This window comes from Pseudomonas sp. LB3P14 (assembly GCF_054898045.1).
In genome coordinates this window covers 1,281,926-1,302,348 of record NZ_CM142714.1, presented here as the reverse complement: position 1 = coordinate 1,302,348, position 20,423 = coordinate 1,281,926, and the positions used below count along the sequence as shown (strand labels likewise).

16 protein-coding genes and 3 pseudogenes are annotated in these 20,423 nt (G+C 63.5%); 8 read left to right on the top strand and 11 right to left on the bottom strand.

Annotated features, from left to right (window positions below; translation table 11 throughout):
* Positions 1-118 precede the first annotated feature (118 nt).
* The 4 genes from ACYZT5_RS06055 (at position 119) to ACYZT5_RS06040 (ending at position 6,203) form a co-directional block, all read left to right on the top strand.
* On the top strand, positions 119-334 hold the full coding sequence (locus ACYZT5_RS06055; protein WP_462052198.1) for a hypothetical protein: 216 nt from the start codon (positions 119-121) through the stop codon (positions 332-334).
* A gap of 117 nt (positions 335-451) precedes the next feature.
* Positions 452-1,969 carry a TolC family protein gene (locus ACYZT5_RS06050; protein WP_462052197.1) on the top strand — a complete coding sequence of 506 codons (1,518 nt, stop codon included), beginning with the start codon at positions 452-454 and terminating at the stop codon, positions 1,967-1,969.
* Positions 1,970-1,998: 29 nt separating this feature from the next.
* Positions 1,999-3,111: an efflux RND transporter periplasmic adaptor subunit gene (locus ACYZT5_RS06045; RefSeq protein WP_462050260.1), complete on the top strand. Its 1,113-nt coding sequence runs from the start codon at positions 1,999-2,001 to the stop codon at positions 3,109-3,111.
* Positions 3,108-6,203: an efflux RND transporter permease subunit gene (locus ACYZT5_RS06040; RefSeq protein ID WP_462050259.1), complete on the top strand. Its 3,096-nt coding sequence runs from the start codon at positions 3,108-3,110 to the stop codon at positions 6,201-6,203. The genes ACYZT5_RS06045 and ACYZT5_RS06040 overlap by 4 nt, the downstream gene beginning before the upstream one ends.
* Positions 6,204-6,306: 103 nt before the next feature.
* Here ACYZT5_RS06040 and ACYZT5_RS06035 read toward each other — a convergent pair whose 3' ends face one another.
* Both ACYZT5_RS06035 and ACYZT5_RS06030 read right to left on the bottom strand, forming a co-directional pair.
* On the bottom strand, positions 6,307-6,447 hold the full coding sequence (locus ACYZT5_RS06035; protein WP_462052196.1) for a hypothetical protein: 141 nt from the start codon (positions 6,445-6,447) through the stop codon (positions 6,307-6,309).
* Positions 6,448-6,555: 108 nt separating this feature from the next.
* Positions 6,556-6,675, bottom strand: a pseudogene (locus tag ACYZT5_RS06030) (4-hydroxy-2-oxovalerate aldolase); the annotation flags it as partial.
* Here ACYZT5_RS06030 and ACYZT5_RS06025 point away from each other — a divergent pair.
* The 4 genes and pseudogenes from ACYZT5_RS06025 to ACYZT5_RS06010 form a co-directional block, all read left to right on the top strand.
* Positions 6,664-6,756: pseudogene (locus ACYZT5_RS06025) on the top strand (hypothetical protein); the annotation flags it as partial. The pseudogenes ACYZT5_RS06030 and ACYZT5_RS06025 overlap by 12 nt on opposite strands.
* A 198-nt stretch (positions 6,757-6,954) precedes the next feature.
* The gene (locus ACYZT5_RS06020; RefSeq protein WP_462050258.1) at positions 6,955-7,788 is read left to right on the top strand and encodes a GntR family transcriptional regulator; all 834 of its coding nucleotides are present in this window, start codon (positions 6,955-6,957) and stop codon (positions 7,786-7,788) included.
* Between the two features lie 331 nt (positions 7,789-8,119).
* On the top strand, positions 8,120-8,446 hold the full coding sequence (locus ACYZT5_RS06015; RefSeq protein WP_462050257.1) for a cupin domain-containing protein: 327 nt from the start codon (positions 8,120-8,122) through the stop codon (positions 8,444-8,446).
* A gap of 60 nt (positions 8,447-8,506) precedes the next feature.
* Positions 8,507-9,001, top strand: coding sequence for a YbhB/YbcL family Raf kinase inhibitor-like protein (locus ACYZT5_RS06010; protein WP_462050256.1), 495 nt, complete (start codon positions 8,507-8,509; stop codon positions 8,999-9,001).
* Positions 9,002-9,344: 343 nt separating this feature from the next.
* Here the strand turns inward: ACYZT5_RS06010 and ACYZT5_RS06005 are convergent.
* From ACYZT5_RS06005 to ACYZT5_RS05965, 9 genes and pseudogenes are all read right to left on the bottom strand, one after another.
* Positions 9,345-10,711: pseudogene (locus tag ACYZT5_RS06005) on the bottom strand (DUF1329 domain-containing protein).
* A gap of 27 nt (positions 10,712-10,738) precedes the next feature.
* On the bottom strand, positions 10,739-12,631 hold the full coding sequence (locus ACYZT5_RS06000) for a DUF1302 domain-containing protein (protein WP_462050255.1): 1,893 nt from the start codon (positions 12,629-12,631) through the stop codon (positions 10,739-10,741).
* A 165-nt stretch (positions 12,632-12,796) separates the two neighbouring features.
* The gene (locus ACYZT5_RS05995; RefSeq protein WP_462050254.1) at positions 12,797-13,897 is read right to left on the bottom strand and encodes an SMP-30/gluconolactonase/LRE family protein; all 1,101 of its coding nucleotides are present in this window, start codon (positions 13,895-13,897) and stop codon (positions 12,797-12,799) included.
* Positions 13,898-14,066: 169 nt separating this feature from the next.
* Positions 14,067-15,227, bottom strand: a complete 1,161-nt coding sequence (locus ACYZT5_RS05990; RefSeq protein ID WP_462050253.1) for an acyl-CoA dehydrogenase family protein — start codon at positions 15,225-15,227, stop codon at positions 14,067-14,069.
* Positions 15,224-17,032, bottom strand: coding sequence for an acyclic terpene utilization AtuA family protein (locus tag ACYZT5_RS05985; protein WP_462050252.1), 1,809 nt, complete (start codon positions 17,030-17,032; stop codon positions 15,224-15,226). The genes ACYZT5_RS05990 and ACYZT5_RS05985 overlap by 4 nt, the downstream gene beginning before the upstream one ends.
* Positions 17,017-17,781: an enoyl-CoA hydratase-related protein gene (locus tag ACYZT5_RS05980; protein WP_462050251.1), complete on the bottom strand. Its 765-nt coding sequence runs from the start codon at positions 17,779-17,781 to the stop codon at positions 17,017-17,019. The genes ACYZT5_RS05985 and ACYZT5_RS05980 overlap by 16 nt, the downstream gene beginning before the upstream one ends.
* Entirely contained in the window at positions 17,778-19,025 is a 1,248-nt protein-coding gene (locus ACYZT5_RS05975; protein WP_462050250.1) for a CaiB/BaiF CoA transferase family protein, read from the bottom strand. Before ACYZT5_RS05975 ends, ACYZT5_RS05980 begins: the two co-directional genes overlap by 4 nt.
* A gap of 22 nt (positions 19,026-19,047) precedes the next feature.
* Entirely contained in the window at positions 19,048-19,596 is a 549-nt protein-coding gene (locus ACYZT5_RS05970; RefSeq protein ID WP_150643081.1) for a 2,4'-dihydroxyacetophenone dioxygenase family protein, read from the bottom strand.
* Positions 19,597-19,646: 50 nt separating this feature from the next.
* The gene (locus ACYZT5_RS05965; RefSeq protein ID WP_462050249.1) at positions 19,647-20,372 is read right to left on the bottom strand and encodes a cupin domain-containing protein; all 726 of its coding nucleotides are present in this window, start codon (positions 20,370-20,372) and stop codon (positions 19,647-19,649) included.
* Positions 20,373-20,423 lie beyond the last annotated feature (51 nt).

The following is a 20,423-nucleotide window of genomic DNA, read 5'->3' as shown; positions in this document are numbered from 1 at the left end:
CGACACGATTTCTGTGGGGGGCGGGTGCTGTCCCGACCGAAGTCTGACCTTTCGCTTACGACTCGACGCAAGGAGCCACCTACGCTGTCGTCGAACTTTCTTGAGCCCCTGGTCTGCGATGATCCTGAACCCTGAATCCAAATACCCGAGCCGCCGCTCGTACGTAGTAAAGCTGCGTAGCGATGCCGCGCCGGGGGCCCTGGTGGGCCGCCTCGAAAACCTGGTCACCGGACGACAGCGCGAGTTTTCGTCCGCCGAAGAGCTGCTGGAGTCGATCGCCTCGGACCTCGCGTTGTCAGCCGGCGAGCACACGGCAGATGCCGGCGGCGACTGACGTCTCCAACACGAATGAGCGCTCGATATGGCGACCGAACGGCGACCCTTCGCTGACGACTTCGCGCACACCGGGCCCTACGCTGATGCAACCTCGAATCTTCACGAGTCCAAACCGATGCCGCGACTTCCAACTTCCCATCTGTTGACCCGCAACGCCGGGCAGACGCCCCTGCAACATGCCGAACGCGTGGTCGGCGTCGTCATGGGGGCAGCGCTCGCCGCGTCTGTTGCCCTGATCTTGACCGGTTGCTCCACCGAGGTCCTTAAGCCATCGGTAGACCTGCCGAGCAACTTTTCCACGAGCACGGCCTCCGAAATGGAACCCGAGGCGGCATGGTGGGAGGTCTACCATGACCCGTTGCTGACGGATCTGGTGCGCCGAGCAGCGCGCGAGAATCGCGACGTCAAGATTGCCGCCGAGCGCCTGCGCGCCGCGCGTGCCGGCGAAACAGTCAGCAGTTCTTGGCTGTTCCCGAGTGTCGGCGCATCCGCCTCCGGCAGCGATCGAAGCAGCGGCTACAACTCGGCCACGAAACAGGGTTATCCGGATACCAAGACCACCAGTGTGGGCCTGGACGTCTCGTGGGAGCTCGACCTGAGCGGCCGCCTGCGCGCCGGCGCAGCGGCGGCCGACGCCGATGCGCTGGCCGCGGAGCACAGCATGCGCGGCGTACGCCTTCTGGTGATGAGCGACGTCGTCAGCAACTACTTCACACTAGTCGGCGCGCAACGCCAGGTCGCGACGCTGCGCGCCATCTCAGCGATGCAGGACGAGACGCTGCGTCTGGTTGCCGCTCGCCAGCAGGTGGGGCTGGCATCCGCCTTCGACGTCGAACGCGCACAGACCGACGCCTTGTCGGCGCGGGCGCAGATTCCGCCGCTGGAAACGCAGGTGGCTGTGTCGCGCCATCGTATCGCGGTGCTGATTGCCGACCAGTCCTTCAATACCGCGAACATCCAGACTTCGATTAGCGATGTGACAGTGGTGCCCGAGGCCAAGCCGGGCCAGCCCGCCGAGCTGCTGCAACGCCGCCCTGACGTGCTGGCGCTGATGGCGCAGCTCGATGCAGCCAATGCGCGCCGCAAGCAGGCCGCGGCCGAGTGGTTTCCGCGGTTGTTCCTCGATGCCTCCTTCGGCCGCCAGGGCTTGAGCCTGAACGGTGCCGATCTCGGCGTTGCGCGCTTCACCAACGTGGCGGGCCTGCTGGCGATGCCGCTCTTTAACGCCGGGCGCACGCAAGCGATCAACGACGCTGCCGAAAGTGCTCAAAAAGAGGCGCTGCTGCGCGCCGAAGACGGCATCGTACGAGCGCTCGAGGATGTGGAGAACGCCCTCGTCACGCTGGCGCAGGAGCGGCGCCGCGCCGGGTCGCTGCAATTGGCCGCCGCGTCCGCCGAGGCTGCGCAGAACCGCGCCCAGTCGCTCTATAGCCGCGGGCAGATCGACCTGTTGCCACTGCTGGATTCGCAGCGGGCGCGCTTGGCGGCACGCTTGAACTCCAACGAAAGCAACACCCGCCTGCTGATCGATAGCGTGCAGCTCTATAAGGCATTGGGCGGGGGCTGGCAGGTGTTCGAACAACCCGCTACCCCCACCGCAGCCACCAAAGCCGACCTGCCACCACTTTCCTGAAAAACTGCCGTTTTACTAGAGGAACCGCCTTGAAAACCTCCCTTACTGCGGCCGGCGCCCTGGCCGTCGCCGTCATGCTTTGCGCGTGTAGCCCGGACAAGCCTACCGTGCAGGCGCCACGACCTGTACGCACCGTTGAAATCAGCTACGACAATGCACGCAACATCAGTCGCTACGTGGGCACCGTGCAATCGCGGCATGAAGTCGACCAAGCGTTCCGCGTGGGCGGCAAGGTAGCCCAGCGCAAGGTCGATGTAGGCCAGTTTGTGCGCGAAGGCGAAATACTGGCTGTGCTGGATGACAGCGACTACCGCCTCGCTGAGGAAGCATCGCGACAACAGTGGACGGTTGCTGTCGAGCAGACGCGCCAAGCCGACTCGGACCACCAGCGCTTGACTGCGCTGAAGGCTGACGGCTCAGTCAGTGCGGCCGACGACGAGCGCGCGCATACCAATGCCCAAACAGCGCATGCGACCGCCGAGGCCGAGGCACGAAAGCTTGAGCTTGCACGCAACCGGCTCAAGTACACCGTGCTGCGTGCTTCGCGTAGCGGTGTCGTCACAGCTTTGCGCTTTGAGGCCGGCCAGGTCGTGGCGGAGGGTCAATCGGTTGTCTCGATTGCGAATCCGGATGAATCCGAGATCGTCATCGACGTGCCCGAGGATCAACTGGCCGTCTTTAAGGACGCGCGTTTCAAGGCCTCACTGGCCAGTGCGCCGAGCGAGGTTTTCGATGTCACGCTGCGCGAGCTATCGCCGCAGGCGGCAGCGCAGACGCGCACCTATCGCGCGCGGCTCAAGCCGGTGCAGGCGCTGCCGCTGGGCGCCACCGCCACGGTAATGGCCGAACGCGTGATGACAAGTGTCTCGGTAGCGGCGGTGCCAGCCACGGCACTGACGCAAAGCGGTGGCCAGCCGGCGCTGTGGGTGGTCACGCCCGCGGGCAAGGATCCGGCAGGCATCGTCGAACTGGAGCGTGTGGCCGTTTGGGGCTACCGCAACGACGAGGTGCTCGTCTCCGGGCCGCAGGCTGGCGTATTGGTCGTCACCGCCGGCGTCCAGAAGATGACGTCCGGACTGAAAGTCGCGCTTCCCGGCGCGGCGATTGTTGACGCGAACACCACGCAGCAGGCCGCCCGATGAATAACTTCAACCTCACCGACTGGGCGCTGCGTCATCGCGCCATCGTCCTGTTCATGCTCCTCATTGTCGCGGTGGCCGGCGTCTTCAGCTTCACCAGGCTCGGTCAGCTCGAGGATCCGAACTTTTCCGTGCCCTCCATGACCGCCATGGTCATCTGGCCGGGCGCTACTGCCCAGCAGTTGCAGGACCAGGTGCTCAACCGCATGGAAAAGAAATTCGAGCAGATCGACAATTTCGAGAAGGTGGTCACCTACGCGCGGCAAGGCTACGCAGGCATGACGCTCACCGTGCGTGGCGGCACTTCCAAGGCTGACCAGCGCGAGGCCTGGTACCAGGCGCGCAAAAAACTCAACGACCTGAGCCGCGAGATGCCTGACGGCGTGATCGGCCCGATCCTGAACGACGAGTACGGCGACGTGTATGGCCTGATGTACGCGGTCAAGGGCGACGGCGTCGGCCACGCCGACCTGTCGGACGCGGCCGAGGACATCAAGCGCCAGATGCTGAAGGTGCCGATGGTCAAGAAAATCGATCTCATCGGCAAACAGGCCAAGCGTGTCTACGTCGAGTTCTCGCACGAGCGCCTGGCAGCGCTGGGCATTACACCGCTGGCCATCGCCGAAAGCCTCAAGAGCCAGAACGCCATGTCGCCCGCCGGCCAGATCGACACCCATGGCGACCGCGTCATGGTGCGCGTGAGCGGCCAGTTCGACAGCGAAGACGCTATCCGCAACGTGCCCATCGCCGCGGGCGGCCGGACGATCAAACTCGGCGACATCGCAACCGTTGCGCGTGGCTTCGAGGATCCGCCCACCTACACGGTCCGCCACAACGGCCAGCCGGTGCTGATGCTGGGCATCACGATGACCAGCGACGGCAATATCGTGGACCTTGGCAAAGAAATGGACACGGCAGTCGCCAGGATCCAGTCGGAGCTCCCGCATGGCGTGGAACTGGAACTCGTGGCCGACCAGCCAACCACGGTGAAGGACGCCATCCTGGACTTCGGGCGTGCGCTGGTCGAGGCGCTGATCATCGTGATCGCTGTGAGCCTGGCCAGCCTGGGCTGGCGCGCAGGCCTCGTTGTCGCGGCCACGGTGCCGCTGGTGCTGGGCGGCGTGGCGCTGGTGATGCTGGCGATGGGCTGGAACCTCGAGCGCATCTCGCTCGGCTCACTGATTATCGCGCTGGGACTGCTGGTGGATGACGCCATCATCGCCATCGAGATGATGGTGGCGAAGATGGAAACCGGCATGGACCGCGTGAAGGCGGCCGCCTTCTCCTATCAGTCCACCGCCATGCCGCGCCTGACCGGCGCACTCATCACCGTCGTGGGCTTCCTGCCGATCGGCCTCTCGAAGTCCACCACCGGCGAGTACGCGGGTGGCATTTTCTGGATCGTCGGCGCCGCGGTGCTGTTCTCGTGGATCTGCTCCGGCATCTTCACGCCGTACCTGGCGGTCAAGATGCTGCCCAACGACTTGGGCAAGCACCAGCATGGTGATATGTACGACACGAAGTTCTACCGCAGCCTGCGCCGCCTGATCGACGCCGCCATCGAGCGCCGCTGGGTGGTCATCGGTGCGACGGTTGGTGCTCTGGTACTTGCTCTGGCCTGTATCAAGCTAGTGCCGCAGCAATTCTTCCCCAACAGTTCGCGTCCTGAACTGGTCATTGACCTGCGCGTAAAGGAAGGCTCCTCGTTCGCCGCGACGACCGAGCAGGTCAAGCACATGGAGGAGATCCTGGCGAAGGACGAGGACGTGCGTTTCTATACCGCCTACACCGGCGCCGGCGCACCGCGCTTCTATCTCTCGCTCAACCCCGAGTTGCCGAATCCGGGTTTTGCCCAGTTCGTTGTGATGACCAAGGACCTGGATGCACGCGAGCGGGTTCGTGCGCGGCTGGTGGCCTCGGCTGATCAACAATTCCCGCAGGCGTGGGTGCGCGTGACCCGGCTCGAGTTGGGGCCGCCTGTCGGCTATCCGGTGCAGTTCCGCGTCGTAGGCCCCGATACCCAGGTGGTGCGCAAGATAGCCCGCGACGTGGAGAAGGTGGTTGCGTCCAACCCGAAGGTGCGCGACCTCCAGCTCGACTGGAACGACCCGGTGCGCACGCTGAAAGTGCAGCTTGATCAGGACAAGGCGAGCGCGCTGGGCCTCACCCCGGCCGACGTGTCACTGGCGACCCAGACCGTGATGAACGGCGCAACCTTGTCGCAGCTACGTGAGCACGAGGACCTGATCGACATTGTGGCCCGTGCCGTGCCAGAGGAACGCTTGAACCTCGACACACTGAAAGACATCAATCTCTACACGCGCCAAGGCACGGTGGTGCCGCTGTCGCAGGTCGCACAGGTGCGCTCTGAACTGGAAGAGCCAGTACTGTGGCGCCGCAATCGCGACATGGCGATCACTGTGCGCGCCGACGTGAAAGATGGTGAGCAGGGTGTATCGGTGACGCAGGAAATCCAGCCGTTGCTTAAGGACATCGAAGCCAAGCTGCCGACGGGTTACCGCATAGATGTGGGCGGAGCCGTCGAGGAAAGTGACAAAGCCAACAAGGCGCTGCTCGCGGTGGCCCCGCTGATGCTGATCACCATCCTGCTGTTGCTCATGCTGCAACTGCAGAACTTTTCCCGCATGTGGATGGTGATGCTGACTGCACCGCTGGGCCTGATCGGCGTGGTGCCGGCGCTGCTGGTGTTCCAGTCGCCGTTGGGTTTCGTCGCGATCCTGGGCAACATCGCACTGGGTGGCATGATCATGCGCAACGCAGTGATCCTGATCGATCAAGTGCAAATCGAGATCGCCGAAGGGCGCGACCCGTGGAACGCTGTGCTGGATGCCGCCATTCACCGAGCCCGTCCGGTGATGCTGACGGCGCTGGCCACCGTGCTCGCAATGGTCCCGCTCACGCGCAGTGTATTTTGGGGGCCGATGGCGATCGCGATCATGGGTGGCCTCACCGTGGCGACGCTGCTGACGATTTTCTTCGTCCCGGCGTTGTACGCCGCATGGTTCAAGGTGGGTCGCCAGACGGCTGCTGACACTCAACAAGTGAGGGGTGACGCCGCGCTCGCTTCTGAGTGATGAGTACCGTGGCGTTGTGCCCCCGGACCTCACCGCTATTAGAAAGGCTTGCTCAGCGCCGTTCCTGAAAACAACCGAGGTCAGCCGCGAGGTCCTGCGAACGTTACTTTCTTTCGCCCCCTCGCGGCTCACAGGCCTGGTCTCCAGTAAATATTGCCTCTATCGCGACCTGGGCATGGGGCAGGTAGCGCTCGCCCTCCTCCGATAGCCTCAAGCTTCGGGTGGTCCGCACGAATAAGCGCACGTCAAGCTCGCGTTCAAGGCGCAACACCGAGTTACTGACGAACGACAGACGATGTGCACCCACCCAGTGCGGATGGGCGCACCTTAACCTCCAAACGCTTGCGATCTATTAGGTCTTCTTCACTAGATCCAGTGCCACATCGACAATCATGTCCTCCTGCCCGCCAACCATGCGCCGCTTACCCAGCTCAACGAGGATGTCGAGAGTCTTGAGCCCATATTTGGCGGCGGTGAACATCGAGACCAAAGCACCTTGCTTCCCGAAAGCCTCGACGACTACGTCATTGATACCAATCCGGTGCGTGTAGTCAGCGAGAGACTAGCGCAGCCCGATCAGCCCGATCAGCCCGCTACCCTTGGCGCCCTCGCGGATCGACAGCAGGCGGTCGAGCGCACGACGATGGCAATCCCGCCAAGGGCACGGTCAGCAACCTCACTGCACACAAATGACGGCCAACGCTGGCCCTGCTAACATAAACCTAATGTTAGGCATTTAGTGGAAGACGGCGTGAACAAGCGGATCAATCATGCAGACATCAGGACCGAGCGACCGGAGCTGGGGGCCGAACGCGGCGTTGCGCAATATCAAAGGTTAGCTTCCGTGCTGAGGCACCGGATCGCTAACGGCGAGTACCCGCTCGGCACGCAGCTGCCGCCGATCACGAAACTGGCGCACGACTTGGGCGTCGCTGTCGTGACTGTCCGGCAAGCGTACGAGCTGCTTTCCAAGGAAGGGCTGATCCGCAGCCAACGGGGTGTCGGCACCCACGTGGCTGCGCTGCCTGCCCCCACCATCGACATCGAACTGGCGATCAACGATCCGTTCGCCTCGCCGCAGGCGCTTTCTTTCGAGATACTCGAAGTCCGGCACCACATCCAGTTGCCCCAAGAACTGCTTGGGTCGGACGATCGGCCGGCGGACGACAACGTGTGCGTGCGCAAGCTGCACAGCTATTCCGGCGAGCCGTTCTGCTACGCCGAGATTTACGTGTCGACCGCGGTCTTCGAGTCGCTGCCCAAGGACATCGCCAGGAAAAGGAAGCTGCTCGCCGCAGTGCTCGACGAACTGGGCACGCGCGGCAAACGCGTGAGGCAACGCATTACCGTGATGCCCGCGGATTTTCCTCTGTGCGACCTGTTGAAAATCCCGTTTGCCTCTCCCGTGGCGAAAATGACACGGTGCCTGGTCGACGGCAAAAGCAACGTGCTGTACGCCGGTCTCACCTGGTATCGGGGCGACCGCTACGTCGCCGAGGTCGACTTCCCCGCGTCCACATTGAAGATTATGCCCGGGATGAGCGAACCCCAACGGGACGTGGTGGGTGATCACAAGCGCGATTAAAAGTGCTCGTGCAGACCTCAGCGTAAACCCGGCGCAGTCGCTTGCGCCTTCTTCTTTGAAAAGCAACCGCGAACTCGTCCTGCCGGGTACCCGAGATCTCGTACCGTCCGACCACGATCCTACGGTCACCCCCATGAGGCGCTTGACGAAGGTCTTCTTTCATGTCAAAAACTCCTAACATTAGGTTTTTAGGTTGACGTCATGTCGGAGGTTCGATGCTTACGCAAAACGTTCAGGATCCAGCCGCAATGAAACCCATCCTTATGGCGAGAACCCGGCGCAGACGATCACGGAACCCGACCCCGCGGTCGTTGAGGGCGGCGACGTCAGGATGCTGACCGTCGACGCGGCCGCCACCGGCAGGGTTCCACTTATCGACCGCGACACCGTCGGTGCGCAGTGGGTCGACATCTCGGCGCTGCGGATGCAGGCCGGCAGCGCATTGGCCTGCCCGACCGAGCCAGACGCCGAGCAGGTTCTCTACGTCGAAGACGGACGGATCGAGGCGCACGTCGACGGGCAGGACTTCCAGCTCGCGGCGGGCGACTTCCTGTTTCTTCCATGCGGGTTCGCCACAGCCCTGCGCTGCCCGCCGGAGCAGTCCGCATCCGGCTTTCTCATCAAAGGACGGCTTGCGTCCTCTACTTCAAACCAGTGAACCCTGGCTCCCGGTTGCGAGCTGCCAATCCACTACCAAGATCAAATGAAAGGAAACGGCATGGGTAACTTCACAGTAACATCGCCTGAATTTAAAGATCAGGAACCGCTACAACGGGTGCATGAGTTCGATGGCTTCTACGGCACCGGCCAGAATCGCTCGCCCGCGCTGCAATGGCAGGGCGCGCCGCAAGGCACCAAGAGCTTCGCGCTGACGGTGTACGACCCGGACGCGCCCACCGGCAGCGGCTTCTGGCACTGGATCCTGTTCGACATCGATTCGTCCGTCACCCAGCTCGCCGCGGGCCTGGGCTCCACCGACGCCACTGACCTGGGCGCCAGCGGCACTCAGGTCCCCAACGACTATGGCACCGCGGGCTACGGCGGTCCCTGCCCGCCCGCAGGCTTGCCCGCGCACCGCTACATCTTCACTGTGCACGCGCTGAGCGTGCCCAAGCTGGAGCTGCCGGCCAACCCGACCAACGCGGTGGTGCGCTTCCTGATCCACCAGAACACACTCGCCACGGCCACCCTGACCGGCCTTTACAAACGCTGAATGCACGCCGCCGGTGGTCACCCTGCGCGCGTCCATTCCCGCGCGCAGGGGCTGCGGTTAAGCCGGTTTATCGTATCCATTATCAAGACCCGTCCGAGTCAATCCCACAGCTTCTTCGATAGCGCCTGATTCATGTGTGGCGCTTCCTTCAGATCCGCAGTCACTCACGACACCCTTGCCTCTGGCTAACACTTCCCCTTGCGTGTAGAGAACTTGCACCTCCAAATCACCACTGTGGCTAGCCCAGCCAAGCTGGTTGGCTTGCGCGCAACGCGCCATGCCTGGCGCAATCAATAAAAAGCCGGCCCCGAAGGCCGGCTTCCTAACAAGGTATTGCGCAACGTTAGCGAACACCTTCCTGACGCAGCGCAGCCGGCGTGTAGTCGCTTTCACCAGCGGCGTAGCTGAAGTCGTAGGACTGTTTCTCCTCGTTCTTCATACCCAGCGCTACATAGCGGCCGGACACCAAATCGTAGAGGCTCTCCAGCGTGTACCACGGCACTTGCTTGTCGTAATAATACTGGGCGTGTCCCTCGGCCACGCGCCACAGGGTGCCACGCCCGTCGTAATGGTCGATGGCAGCGGCTTGCCAGGTATCTTCGTCGATGTAGAAGTCACGCTTCTCATAGATGTGGCGTTCGCCGGGCTTCAGGGTGGCCACCACGTGCCACACGCGGTGCAACTCGTAACGGGTCAGGTCCTGGTTGATATGGCCGGCCTTGATGATGTCGCTGTACTTGAGCTTCGGCGAGTCCAGTTTGTAGGCGTTGTAGGGGATGTAGATCTGCTTCTTGCCTTCCAGCTTCCAGTCGTAACGATCGGGAGCGCCGTTGTACATATCGAAGTTGTCGGAGGTACGCAGGCCGTCGGTAGCAGTACCCGGGCCGTCGTAGGAAACCTGCGGGGCACGACGCACACGACGCTGGCCAGCGTTGTAGAGCCAGGCCAGGCGCGGCTCCTTCACCTGGTTCAGGGTCTCGTGCACCAGCAAGACATTACCCGCCAGGCGCGCCGGTGCAGTCACGCGCTGCTTGAAGTAGAACAGCACGTTGCTCGGTTTGTTCGGGTCGTAGTCCTTCAACTGGTCGCTGAAGGTGAACTCATCCTGGAAGTACACCAGGCTGTAGGAGCCGTTTGTCTGCGGGGTCACCTGGGTCACAAAGCGGCTCACGCTGCCACCGCGATAACGGGTGATGTGGTTCCAGATTGCCTCGAGGCCGTCCTTCGGAATCGGGAAGGGGTTGGCGCTATGGAAGTTCTCCAGACCGTTGCCGCCCTCCACCAGTTTGGTGTGGGTGGCATTGTATTTGGTGGCTTCGATTACCTTGGCCGGAAGCGTGGCCGTGCGGTGGGTCTTGTACACCGGTATTTTGTAGGTTTCGGGGTAGCGTTTGAACATCGCCAGCTGGCCGGGGTCAGCTTGTCCTTGTACTGGTCGACGTTCTTCGCGGTGATGGTGAACAGCGGCTGCTCGCTGGCGAAGGGATCGGGCAGGAAGCCCGCGGCGTCGGCGCTACCGGCATTCTGCGGCAGGCCGCCGGTCCACTCAGGGATGGAGCCATCGGCGTTGCCGGCTTTTTCGGCACCTACCGGGGTCAGGCTGGCACCCAGTTTGGCCGCTTCATCGGCAGATACTGCGGCCATGACACTGGAGGCCATCAGGGTCAGCGCCAGGGCGCCGGTTTGCAGCAGACTCTTTGTTGTTTTCATTGTTGTTTCCTCAAGATTCCAGTCCATTTAGAAGTTCACGCCGAAGCTGAGCGCGAGGAAATCGCGGTCGATCGATGTGTTGTACCTGCCGCCGAAGAAGTCGGTGTAAGAGAGGCTCGTCGTGTAGGTATTGTTGTACTCGGCATCCAGGCCCAGGCTGGCTGCCTTGGCGCCTTCGGTGAACAGACCATTCGGACCGTAACCATCGACGTCATGGGACCAGGCAATGCTCGGTTTGAGGTTCACACCGGCGAACACGTCGTTGTAGTCCCACACGGCGCGCATGCGGTAACCCCAGGAAGTGCTGGTGACGAAACCATCGTCTTCGCAGTACTTGCTAACGTTCTGCGCAGTGGCGCTGCCCAGGTTGCTGGTGTTCAGAGCCACGCACGTATTGATTGACCCAGTGGCTGGCAGCGGGCCAGGACCGAAGACCGAGTCACGGCCATAACGGACATCGGAAGTGCTTTCCAGGCCGCCGACATGAACGACGCCGATCTCACCCACCAGGGTCAGACGGCTAGCCCCCATGACTTGGTCGAAGAAGTGCGTGAAGGTAGTCTGGAACTGGGTCACTTCCTTGCGGCGATAGCCGTGCAGGTCCTGCCCCGCAGGGCCTGGCAGCAGCGAAGCGTTGCCGAACAGTCCGCCAAGGGATTCAACGCCCGCGAAGAGGATGTCCGTGGTGTTCAACTGAACCGGCGCGTTCGGACGGTAGCTGAGCTCGCCGCTCCACGCAGTACCGGTGGGCAGCGTGGTGGAGAAGCTCAGGCCGTAGAGGCGAATGTCCTCTGGGTACTCGACGAAGTAGCTCGAGGATCCGGCGACGGCCAAGGAGCGAAGGTTGGCCGGGTTGCTGGCGCCAAGGGCTGGAACGTTCGGCAAACCGGCGTTGATGGCATTCAGCTGCGCCTGGGTAGCGCTCGTGCTGCTGAAAACCGGTGCCCGGCTGTGGTAGTTGATCAAATAGGCGCCGAATTCGGTATTCAACGGCTCGGCGAAGTAGCGCAGAGCCAGGCCGTATTGGCCATCGTCATCCGCATCGCGATCCGGACCGCGGCGAACCAGCACGCCTTCCTCGTTCGCAGTTACCCCAAACTGGCTCAGCCCCCCCAAGGCAGCAGGACTCAGGCTCGATGCCTTCCTCAGGACGCGCAGGTTATCGTCGCAGCCGTCGGCAATCCCGTCAGGCTGGGCGAAAAAGGTGCCGCAGTTGTCCACCACCGTCTGGTCCCACTCCAGCTGGTAGAAGGCCTCGGCCGACAGGTTTTCAGTCAGGCTCTGGGAGACATAGAACATGTTGACCGGAATCAGGCCTTCCTTGATCTCGGCACCCGGACGGCGGAATGCCGATACGTCGATCGGGTTGATCGTGTTGATGCCGCCGCCGATGAAGGTACTTTCACCCCAGCTCACGACCTGTTTGCCCAGACGCACGGAACCCGGCTGATCGGCAATGGCGTAGTTGTGGTAGACAAAGGCGTCGAGGATCTGGCCGCCAGCGGACTTCGCACCTTCCTTACGGTTGTGATCGTCGATGTCCTTGAACAGACGGTGCTCGTCCTTCAGCTCGAAGTCGTACCAATACTTGCCACGGACGAAAACGCCGGTGTCGCCGTACTTGAGTTCGAGGTCATGGATGCCCTTGAAGATCTTCGAAAAGGTCTCGCCTTTCTTGAAGTTCAGGTGGGAATCGTCGGTGGTCTGGGACAGGCCATCGCCACCGTTGTTGACCCCGATGAGGTCCGGATCGGCCCCACGCATGGACCAACTGGCGCCCACGGAAAGCGCGGAGTCGAACTGGCCCTCGATCTCCCCGATGTTGAAGGTAACTCCGAATGCCGGAGCAGCGAGTGTGGAAGCGAGGCTGACGGCCAAGGGCAATCTTGCCGGGCGCCAGAACCAGGTTGTTGTTGTCATCGACGCTACTCCATCTATGTTTTTTGTTATGGATTGGTACGCGCAATACTTTTGCTGGCAGCGCCGACTACGCTCACGACCTAGCCCTCAAATACTTGTTATGAAACTGTCCTCCTGGCTTTGGTCATACTCACGCCGCTCGCAACGCAGTGCGTGCAATGGTTGTCATTCTGTTTTCCCGGCGACGTCCATTCCTGCTGGTATCCGCTTCTTGATTTTCGAGATCGTGTGAACCTTCACCTGGCGAGCCCACGGTCCATCAATGGTCCGCAGAGTCTTGGGCACGAGATGCGTCAAGCCGAGCTCATCGCTAAGCTGCGATAGAACCGTCTCGATATCGAACGAGAGGTTGGTGACAAGAACGTCGTCACCGTGAAATACGAGGCTGTTCGACCAAAGAAAGCCGATGGGCGCCCCGTCGGGACTGATTCCACCGAAATCGCCGAGCTTGGCAATCACACGACCCTGGGTCGGCTCCAGCACGAGAATCTCGTTGGACTGGTTGCACGCGACCCAAAGGTTGTCGTGCTCATCGATGATCAGACCGTCGGGGCCGCCGCCGACACGGTTGACGAAGACTTCAGGCGTGCCAGGCTCGAGCGTTGGGCCTGTCACTGGTATCTTCACAATGGTGTCGTTCGCCGTATTGGCGACGAACACCGCCGTCTTCTGGTTATTGAACTTCATACCATTGGCGCCGATGGTTGGCGGTATACGCGTCGGTTTGAGCAGTGGGCTGCTGACCCATGCCGACGCTTCGCCGCCCTCGGGTCCGACTTTCCAGATGATGCCCTGATGCGCATCGGTCACGTACACGTTGCCGGCGGGGTCGAACGTTATTCCGTCGAGGCCGGGGTGCTGGCCCGTGACCGTCATGAACACGGACGAGGCACCCGACACGGGATCGACGCTCAGGACCTTCGCGGCCTTGAAGTCGACCACGAGCAACTGGCCGGTCCGGGGATGAAAGCCGAGGTCAAGCAACAATCTGCTCGATCCCTTGATGTCGACAGTGCGCAGATGCTTGCCCTGCGGGTCGAACACGAGAAGCGCTCCCTCGCTCGTACTGGGTTTGTCCGCCGCCACCGTGACGACATAGACGTTGCCCTCGCGGCCCACCGTAATCCCCTCGGGATGTGCCTCACCGGCGGGCAACGTGGCGAATGTCTCGACCTTGCCCCGCTCCCAGGCCATTGTGGCGAGCGGTGTCGCCAGGAACGCCAGCGCCAGCAATACCGGTATCGTCTTCGCTTTGTTCATTCTCATGTCGTTCTCATTGTTATATGCGTTTCTGGATGCGCTCCGGGGCCAATGCCGCCTGCGAGCGCTACGACACTTTGCGAGTCAAATCATGCGCACAGGTGCGCCGTAACCCGGGCGACGGCAGCGCCCGCGCACTCAAGCTCTGGATGCGGTTTATCTCGTGTTGCGCAGATCAATACGACTTCGGCAGGCCGAGCGCCTGCTCGGCGACGTAGCAGAGCGCGAGTTCCTGCGTCACCGGCGCGAGCAGTGACAGCACGCTTTCGCGCAAGCCGCGCTCGACGTGATACTCCGTGGCATAGCCGAATCCGCCGTGGGTGCGCACCGCACGCAATGACGTCTCGAAGCTGGCCTCGGCCGCCAAGTATTTCGCCGCCGTGGCCTCGACGCCGCAGGGCTTGCCGGCGTCGTAGAGCGCCGCCGCCTTCCACATCAGCAGCTCGGCCGCTTGCAGGCGCATCCAGCATTCGGCCAGCGGATGCTGGATCGCCTGGTTCATGCCGATCGGTCGCCCGAACACGACGCGTTCCCTGGCATAGTCCGTCGCACTCGTCAGTGCCGTCTGCGCGGCACCGAGCGCAGAGGCCGCGACGAGGATGCGCTCCGGGTTCAGGCCGTGCAGCAGGTACCTGAACCCCTGGCCTTCCTCGCCGATGCGATCCTCGACCGGGATCTCCAGCCCGCCGATGAACAGTTCGTTCGAGTCCACGGCCTTGCGCGCCATCTTCTCGATCTCGCAGATGTGCACATGCGCGCGGTCGAGGTTCGTATAAAACAGCGTGACACCGTCCATTGGCCTCGCACATTCCTCGATCGGCGTCGTCCGGGCCACCAACAGGATCTTGTTGGCGTGCTGCGCGGTCGAGGTCCAGACCTTCTGGCCGTTGACGATGTAACGGTCGCCCGCGCGGCGCGCGAAGGTTCTGATGCGCGTGGTATCAGAGCCGATGTTGGGCTCGGTCACGCCGAAGCAGGCGCGATCCGTGCCTTCGATCAATGGCGGCAGAAAGCGCCGCTTCTGCGCCTCGGTGCCGAATACGACCACGGGCTGCGGGCCGAACAGGTTCAGATGCACCGACGACACCGCCGCCGAGCCGAGCTTGCCGATGGTGCGCATCACCATTGCGGCTTCCGAGATGCCGAGGCCGGCGCCGCCATACTCCTTGGGCATGGTCATGCCGAACCAGCCGCCGCGGGCGATGGTGTCGCAGAATGCACTCGGCCAGCGCCCGTCGCGCTCGTGCTCGAGCCAGTAGTCGGCAGCGAAGTCGGCGCAGATCGCCTCGACGGCGTCGCGGATCGCGAGCTGGTCATCCGACAAATCGAAATTCATGCGGGCAGTTCCTGCAGCAGGCTTTCGGGCACTTCGACCGGCATGTCGAGCAGCATCTGCGCCATGCCCTTGCCGAGCGGGTCGTTGCGCAGCGACGCCATGCCGCCGCCGCCCAGCGCGCGCTCGCACAGGAGGTTGATGGCGTGAATGCCGGGCAGTTCGAATCGATGCACCGGCCCCTGCACCAGGTGGCCGAGGTAATCCTTCACGCGTTCGGGCGTCACCTGCTCGATCAGCACCGGCAACAGCGCCGGATGGCGGGCGATCAGGCCGATATTGGACGTGTCGCCCTTGTCGCCGCTTCGCCCGAGCGCGATGCTCACCAGCGGCACGGTCTGGCGTGGACCGGGGGGCAGCGCATCCTCGATGGGCGCCAGCTGTTCCGGCACCACCTTCGGTGGCGGCGGTGGCAGCGTCACGGTGAACGTCGTTTCACCGAGCGTGACCGTCGGTGTCACCTGCTCCTTCGCAATGAGCCAGGCGAACTGCCGCAAGACCGGCGACACGGAAGGACGGCCACCTGAACCGGTCGTGCCCGGCGACCATGACGTGCCGGGTGCGGCGAACTCGCGGCTGTACATCTCCAGCGCGCGCCGGTCGGCATGCGTTACGGTCAGGCGCAGCACGACTTCGCGCGTCGGAAACCGCCGGGCGAGTGGGCCGTAGGCCGACTCGGTGCCGAGCAGCTCGATGTGCGTCGCCAGGAAGTCCGCGAACCCGTGCTCGCGCAGCAACCGGCGGCCACGCTCGAGCAGCGCTTCGCCGGTGCGCTTGGCTTTTGCGGCGGCATCGATCCCGACGATGGTGAGCTGCCCGGACACCTTGAAGCCCGCCGGCGCAGTGGCGCTGACCTTGTAGGTAGTGGTCGGCGGCAGGCCGCGCGCACCGGTCACCAGCACGCAATGCGGCCCGACTTGCTCCAGGCGCACCTGGCGGAAGTCGCAGACAACATCCGGTAGCAGATAGCAGGCTGGATCGCCGATCTCATACAGGAGTTGCTCGCCGACCGTCCCGGGCGAGACAAGCCCGCCGGTGTCCGCGGGCTTGGTGACGACGAAGCTGCCGTCGTCGCGACACTCCACGATCGGATAACCGATGTTGGCCCAGTCGGGCACCGCGGCCCAATCGGTGTGCAAGCCGCCGGTGGCCTGGCAGCCGCATTCGATGATGTGGCCGGCGAGGCTGCCCGCGGCAAGCCGGTCGAAGTCGTCAGGCGCCCAGCCGAATTCGTGCATCAGCACGCCGAGGGTGACCGCACTGTCGACGCAGCGGCCGGTGATGACGATGTCGGCGCCCGCGTCCAGCGCCTGTGCGACCGGCAGCGCGCCAAGGTAAGCATTGGCCGTCACCAACCGTTCCGGCATCGGTTCGCCGTTGGACATTCCGACCGTGCCGGCCGCCCGCATGGCGGCCGCGAGTGGCAGCACGTCGTCGCCTTCGACGATCGCGATGCGCACCGCCACGCCGAGTTCGTCGGCCAGAGCCTGCACCGCCGTGGCGCAGCCCTTCGGGTTCACGCCGCCGGCGTTACTGACGATGCGGATGCCCTTCTCGACGGCCTGCTTCAGCACCGAGCGCAGCGCCACCGTGACGAAGTCGATGGCGTAGCCTTCCTCGGGACGCTTCATGCGTGCGCCGGCAAGGATCGACATCGTCAGCTCGGCGAGATAGTCGAACACCAGGTAGTCGATGTCGCCCTGGCGCACCAGTTGCATCGGTCCGAGGCAGCTGTCGCCCCAGAAGCCCGAGGCGCCGCCGATGCGCACGAGTTTGTTCGTGGCTTGCGGATTCACTTGTTGGTCCATTGCGGTTTCCTTTTTTCCTTGAATGCGGCGATGCCCTCGCGCGCATCCTGCGTCATGGCCAGCAGGCCGATCTGGCCTTCGCCGAAGGCGATCGCCTCTTCGAACGACATCGAGCGCATCGCTTTCATCGCATACAGGCCGCGGCGTAACGCAGTGGGCGAGTTGCCGAGCAGACGCGACAGCAGGCGCTCGAGCGCACCGTCGAGGTCGTCCGCCACCTCGTTGATCAGGCCGATTTCGCGCGCTCTCGCGGCATCGATCGGGTCACCTGTCAGGCAAAGTTGCACCAGGCAGCGCTGCGGCACCTGAGCCTGCAGCACGGCGAGCACCTGCATCGGGAACACGCCGATCTTCGCCTCTGGCAGGCCGAAGATCGCGTGCGGGGTAGCGATGGCGAGGTCACACATTGCGAGCAGGCCCATGCCGCCGGCCATGCAGGCGCCGTTGACCCGCGCGATGAGCGGCACGGCAAGCGTGCGGGCGGTACGCAGCAGGTCGGCATAGGCGATGGTCGGCGTGGCGTAGTCGAACGCGAAGGCGTCCGCGCCCAGGTCGGCACCGGCGCAGAACGCCTCGTCGCCCGTGCCGGTGAGCACGACAGCGCGGATCGAGTCGTCCGCCCGGGCGCGCTGCAGGGCTTGCTGCAGCGCCGCGATGACATCCGCGTTGAGCGCATTGCGGCGCTCCGGGCGGTCGATGGTGAGAATCAGCCGACCGTCCTGCCGGCTTTCTTGAAGAACCGTCGTCATGTCCTGACCTCCGTTTCCTTGGGTGCCGTCGTCACCTGGGTCACGCTGGTCAGCACCATCTCGCGGATCTGATCGCGCGAGTAGCCAGCCTCCGCAAGCACTTCCTCGCTGTGCTCACCCAAAAGCGGCGGCGGGCGCAACGGCGGCAGCGGCGATTGCGGCCATTCGCTCGGTACCGCCATGGTCCGCAACACGCCCTCGGTGGGATGCTCGAATTGTTGGAAGAAGCCGATGTCCCTCAGGTGCGGATCCTCCAGCAGGGACTCGAAGGTATGCGCCGGGAGCACCGGGATGCCGAGCGGCACCAGCAGCTCTTCCCATTCTTTCGTGGTCTTGGTTTTCAGGTTGTCGGAGAGAATTTCGTACAGCGCCTCGACATGCTGCGTGCGTGATTCACCGTCGGCAAACCGCGGGTCGCTCTCGAACCGCTCGGCCTCGCCGACCACGCGCATGAAGGCCTTCCACTGGTCATCGGTGTAGACGACCAGGCATACAAGACCGTCCTGCGTGGCGTATGGCCGCCGCTGCGGGTTGAGCAGCCGCGGATAGCCGAAGCCTCCGCGCGGCGGGATGAACGTGTGGCCGTAGAGGTGATCACCCAGCATCATCTGCGCGGTCGTCTCGAACATCGGCACATCGACCGACTGGCCGCGTCCCGTGCGTTCGCGCGCCAACAGCGCCGCGCAGATCACACCGAACGCGTACAGGCCCGTCGCCCGGTCCGAGAGGTTGAGCGGCGCATAGCGCGGTACTTCAGAGCCCGCCCGCACGCTGGCCTCGGGGATCGCGACGGCGGCCTGGATCAGATCGTCGAAGGCGCGCGAGGCCGCATAGCGACCACGCTGGCTGAAACCGAAGGTGCCGACATAGATAATGCGCGGGTTCACCTGCCGTACCGCTTCGTAATCCAGCCCGAGCCGCTGCATGGCCTGCGGCCGCACGTTGTAGATCAGCGCGTCGGCCGTCTGCGCCAGTTTCAGCAGCGCCTCCTTGCCGACAGGATTCTTAAGGTCCAGCACGATGCTGCGCTTGTTGCGGTTCAGGTTGAGGAACAGCGGACCGGCGCCAGCGCGGCCACCGGGCCCGGTGGCGCGCAGCATGTCGCCACCGGGCGGCTCCACCTTGATCACGTCGGCGCCAAGGTCAGCCAGCATCTGCGTGGCCGAAGGTCCCATGACGACTTCGGTGATGTCGATAATGCGTAGGCCGGCGAGTGGCCCGCCCTGGCTTGAATTGTTATTCATTGGTCCGTGCTCCTCATTTCGGTCAGGAACCGGCTATGTCGGCGCTGTTGCCGCGGATGTAGGGCACCGGTCCGAGGCCGCGCGCCGCTGCGAGGGTCTCGATCGCGTATTGGACCGACAGCGCGTCATTCATTGAGTGGAAGGTACCGTCCTCGTTGAAGCTGACCTGCGCGCCTTCGATCCAGGCGATGGTGATGGTGTCCTCGGTGTTTTCCTTGGGGGTGTAGAAGGTGTGCACCGAGCCGCCGGGCTCGAACAGGTAGGAACCCGCTGTCTGAGGTTGGTCGGGGTACTCGAGATACTTCCAGCAGCCCTGGATCGTCCACACCTGTGCAGTACCGGTGTGGTAGTGAATCGGCAGGGAGCAACCGGGTTCCACGATGGCCATGATGACCCACTCGCCGCGCTCCGGGTCCATGCGTAGCGGCCGGAGGTGGATGCCCGGGAATACATCCTTGATCAGCGGGATCTGCTCGAGGTTGACGGTCAGCAGAGTGTCCTGCGGGAGGCCGACCAACGGCAGCAACGCGCCGCTGGAAGTGGTTTGCTGCGTGGGAAATTTAGCGTTCATGCGTTGTTTCCTTTTGTTGTTGTGAGTAAAGCGGTGACGGAAGCTGTCCTTTACGGAAGCCGTCCTTTGATGAGAAAGCCAGATGCGGGCTGCTCCGGCGTGCAGCGCAGGGCTGTGGCGAACCCGCATGGAAGAAACAGGAAGTCGCCCGCCGCGAGCTGGAAGTCCTGCCCGTCGACGTGCGCCTCGATCCGTCCGTCTTCGACGTAGAGAACCTGCTCGGCGTCGGGCTCGGTCGGGCAGGCCAATGCGCTGCCGGCCTGCATCCGCAGCGCCGAGATGTCGACCCACTGCGCACCGACGGTGTCGCGGTCGATGAGCGGGACGATCGGGGTGGCGGCCTCTGCGGCGGCAAGCACGCGGACTTCGCCGCGCTCAGTGACCGCAGGGTCGGGTTCCGTGATCGTCTGCGCAGGGTTCTCGCCATAAGGCGGCGTATAGACAACCAGCACCCGTCCGGGCTGGTCGCTGGTCACGCGAAACGAATGGAACACGCCCGCCGGCCCGTAGGTCCAGGTGCCGGGGGCCATCACGTCGACGCGACCCTGGGCTTGCGACTCGCCGGTGCCTTCAATCATGTAGGCGCATTGCTCCAGGTGCGGATGCGCGTGGGGTTGGGCGCCATGGGATTTCACGATCGTGCCGATCAGCACTTCGAGCGCCGTCGCGCCCACGGTCTCGGGGCCGATCACGCGCACATTGGAGGTGCCGGTGTGGTTCGCCGGCGAGTAGGCGGCAAGGTCCGCCGCCCTGATCACAGTGGGGATGGGTTTCATTGCGGCTGGATCCTGAGCGTTTTGCGTAAGCATCGAACCTCCGACATGAAA

Excerpts from the sequence above, each read along its gene's own strand:
- ACYZT5_RS06055 (WP_462052198.1), top strand. The coding sequence starts at position 119 with ATGATCCTGAACCCTGAATCCAAATACCCGAGCCGCCGCTCGTACGTA.
- ACYZT5_RS06050 (WP_462052197.1), top strand. The coding sequence starts at position 452 with ATGCCGCGACTTCCAACTTCCCATCTGTTGACCCGCAACGCCGGGCAG.
- ACYZT5_RS06040 (WP_462050259.1), top strand. The coding sequence starts at position 3,108 with ATGAATAACTTCAACCTCACCGACTGGGCGCTGCGTCATCGCGCCATC.
- ACYZT5_RS06015 (WP_462050257.1), top strand. The coding sequence starts at position 8,120 with ATGCTGACCGTCGACGCGGCCGCCACCGGCAGGGTTCCACTTATCGAC.
- ACYZT5_RS06010 (WP_462050256.1), top strand. The coding sequence starts at position 8,507 with ATGGGTAACTTCACAGTAACATCGCCTGAATTTAAAGATCAGGAACCG.
- ACYZT5_RS06000 (WP_462050255.1), bottom strand. The coding sequence starts at position 12,631 with ATGACAACAACAACCTGGTTCTGGCGCCCGGCAAGATTGCCCTTGGCC.
- ACYZT5_RS05995 (WP_462050254.1), bottom strand. The coding sequence starts at position 13,897 with ATGAGAATGAACAAAGCGAAGACGATACCGGTATTGCTGGCGCTGGCG.
- ACYZT5_RS05990 (WP_462050253.1), bottom strand. The coding sequence starts at position 15,227 with ATGAATTTCGATTTGTCGGATGACCAGCTCGCGATCCGCGACGCCGTC.
- ACYZT5_RS05985 (WP_462050252.1), bottom strand. The coding sequence starts at position 17,032 with ATGGACCAACAAGTGAATCCGCAAGCCACGAACAAACTCGTGCGCATC.
- ACYZT5_RS05980 (WP_462050251.1), bottom strand. The coding sequence starts at position 17,781 with ATGACGACGGTTCTTCAAGAAAGCCGGCAGGACGGTCGGCTGATTCTC.
- ACYZT5_RS05975 (WP_462050250.1), bottom strand. The coding sequence starts at position 19,025 with ATGAATAACAATTCAAGCCAGGGCGGGCCACTCGCCGGCCTACGCATT.
- ACYZT5_RS05970 (WP_150643081.1), bottom strand. The coding sequence starts at position 19,596 with ATGAACGCTAAATTTCCCACGCAGCAAACCACTTCCAGCGGCGCGTTG.
- ACYZT5_RS05965 (WP_462050249.1), bottom strand. The coding sequence starts at position 20,372 with ATGAAACCCATCCCCACTGTGATCAGGGCGGCGGACCTTGCCGCCTAC.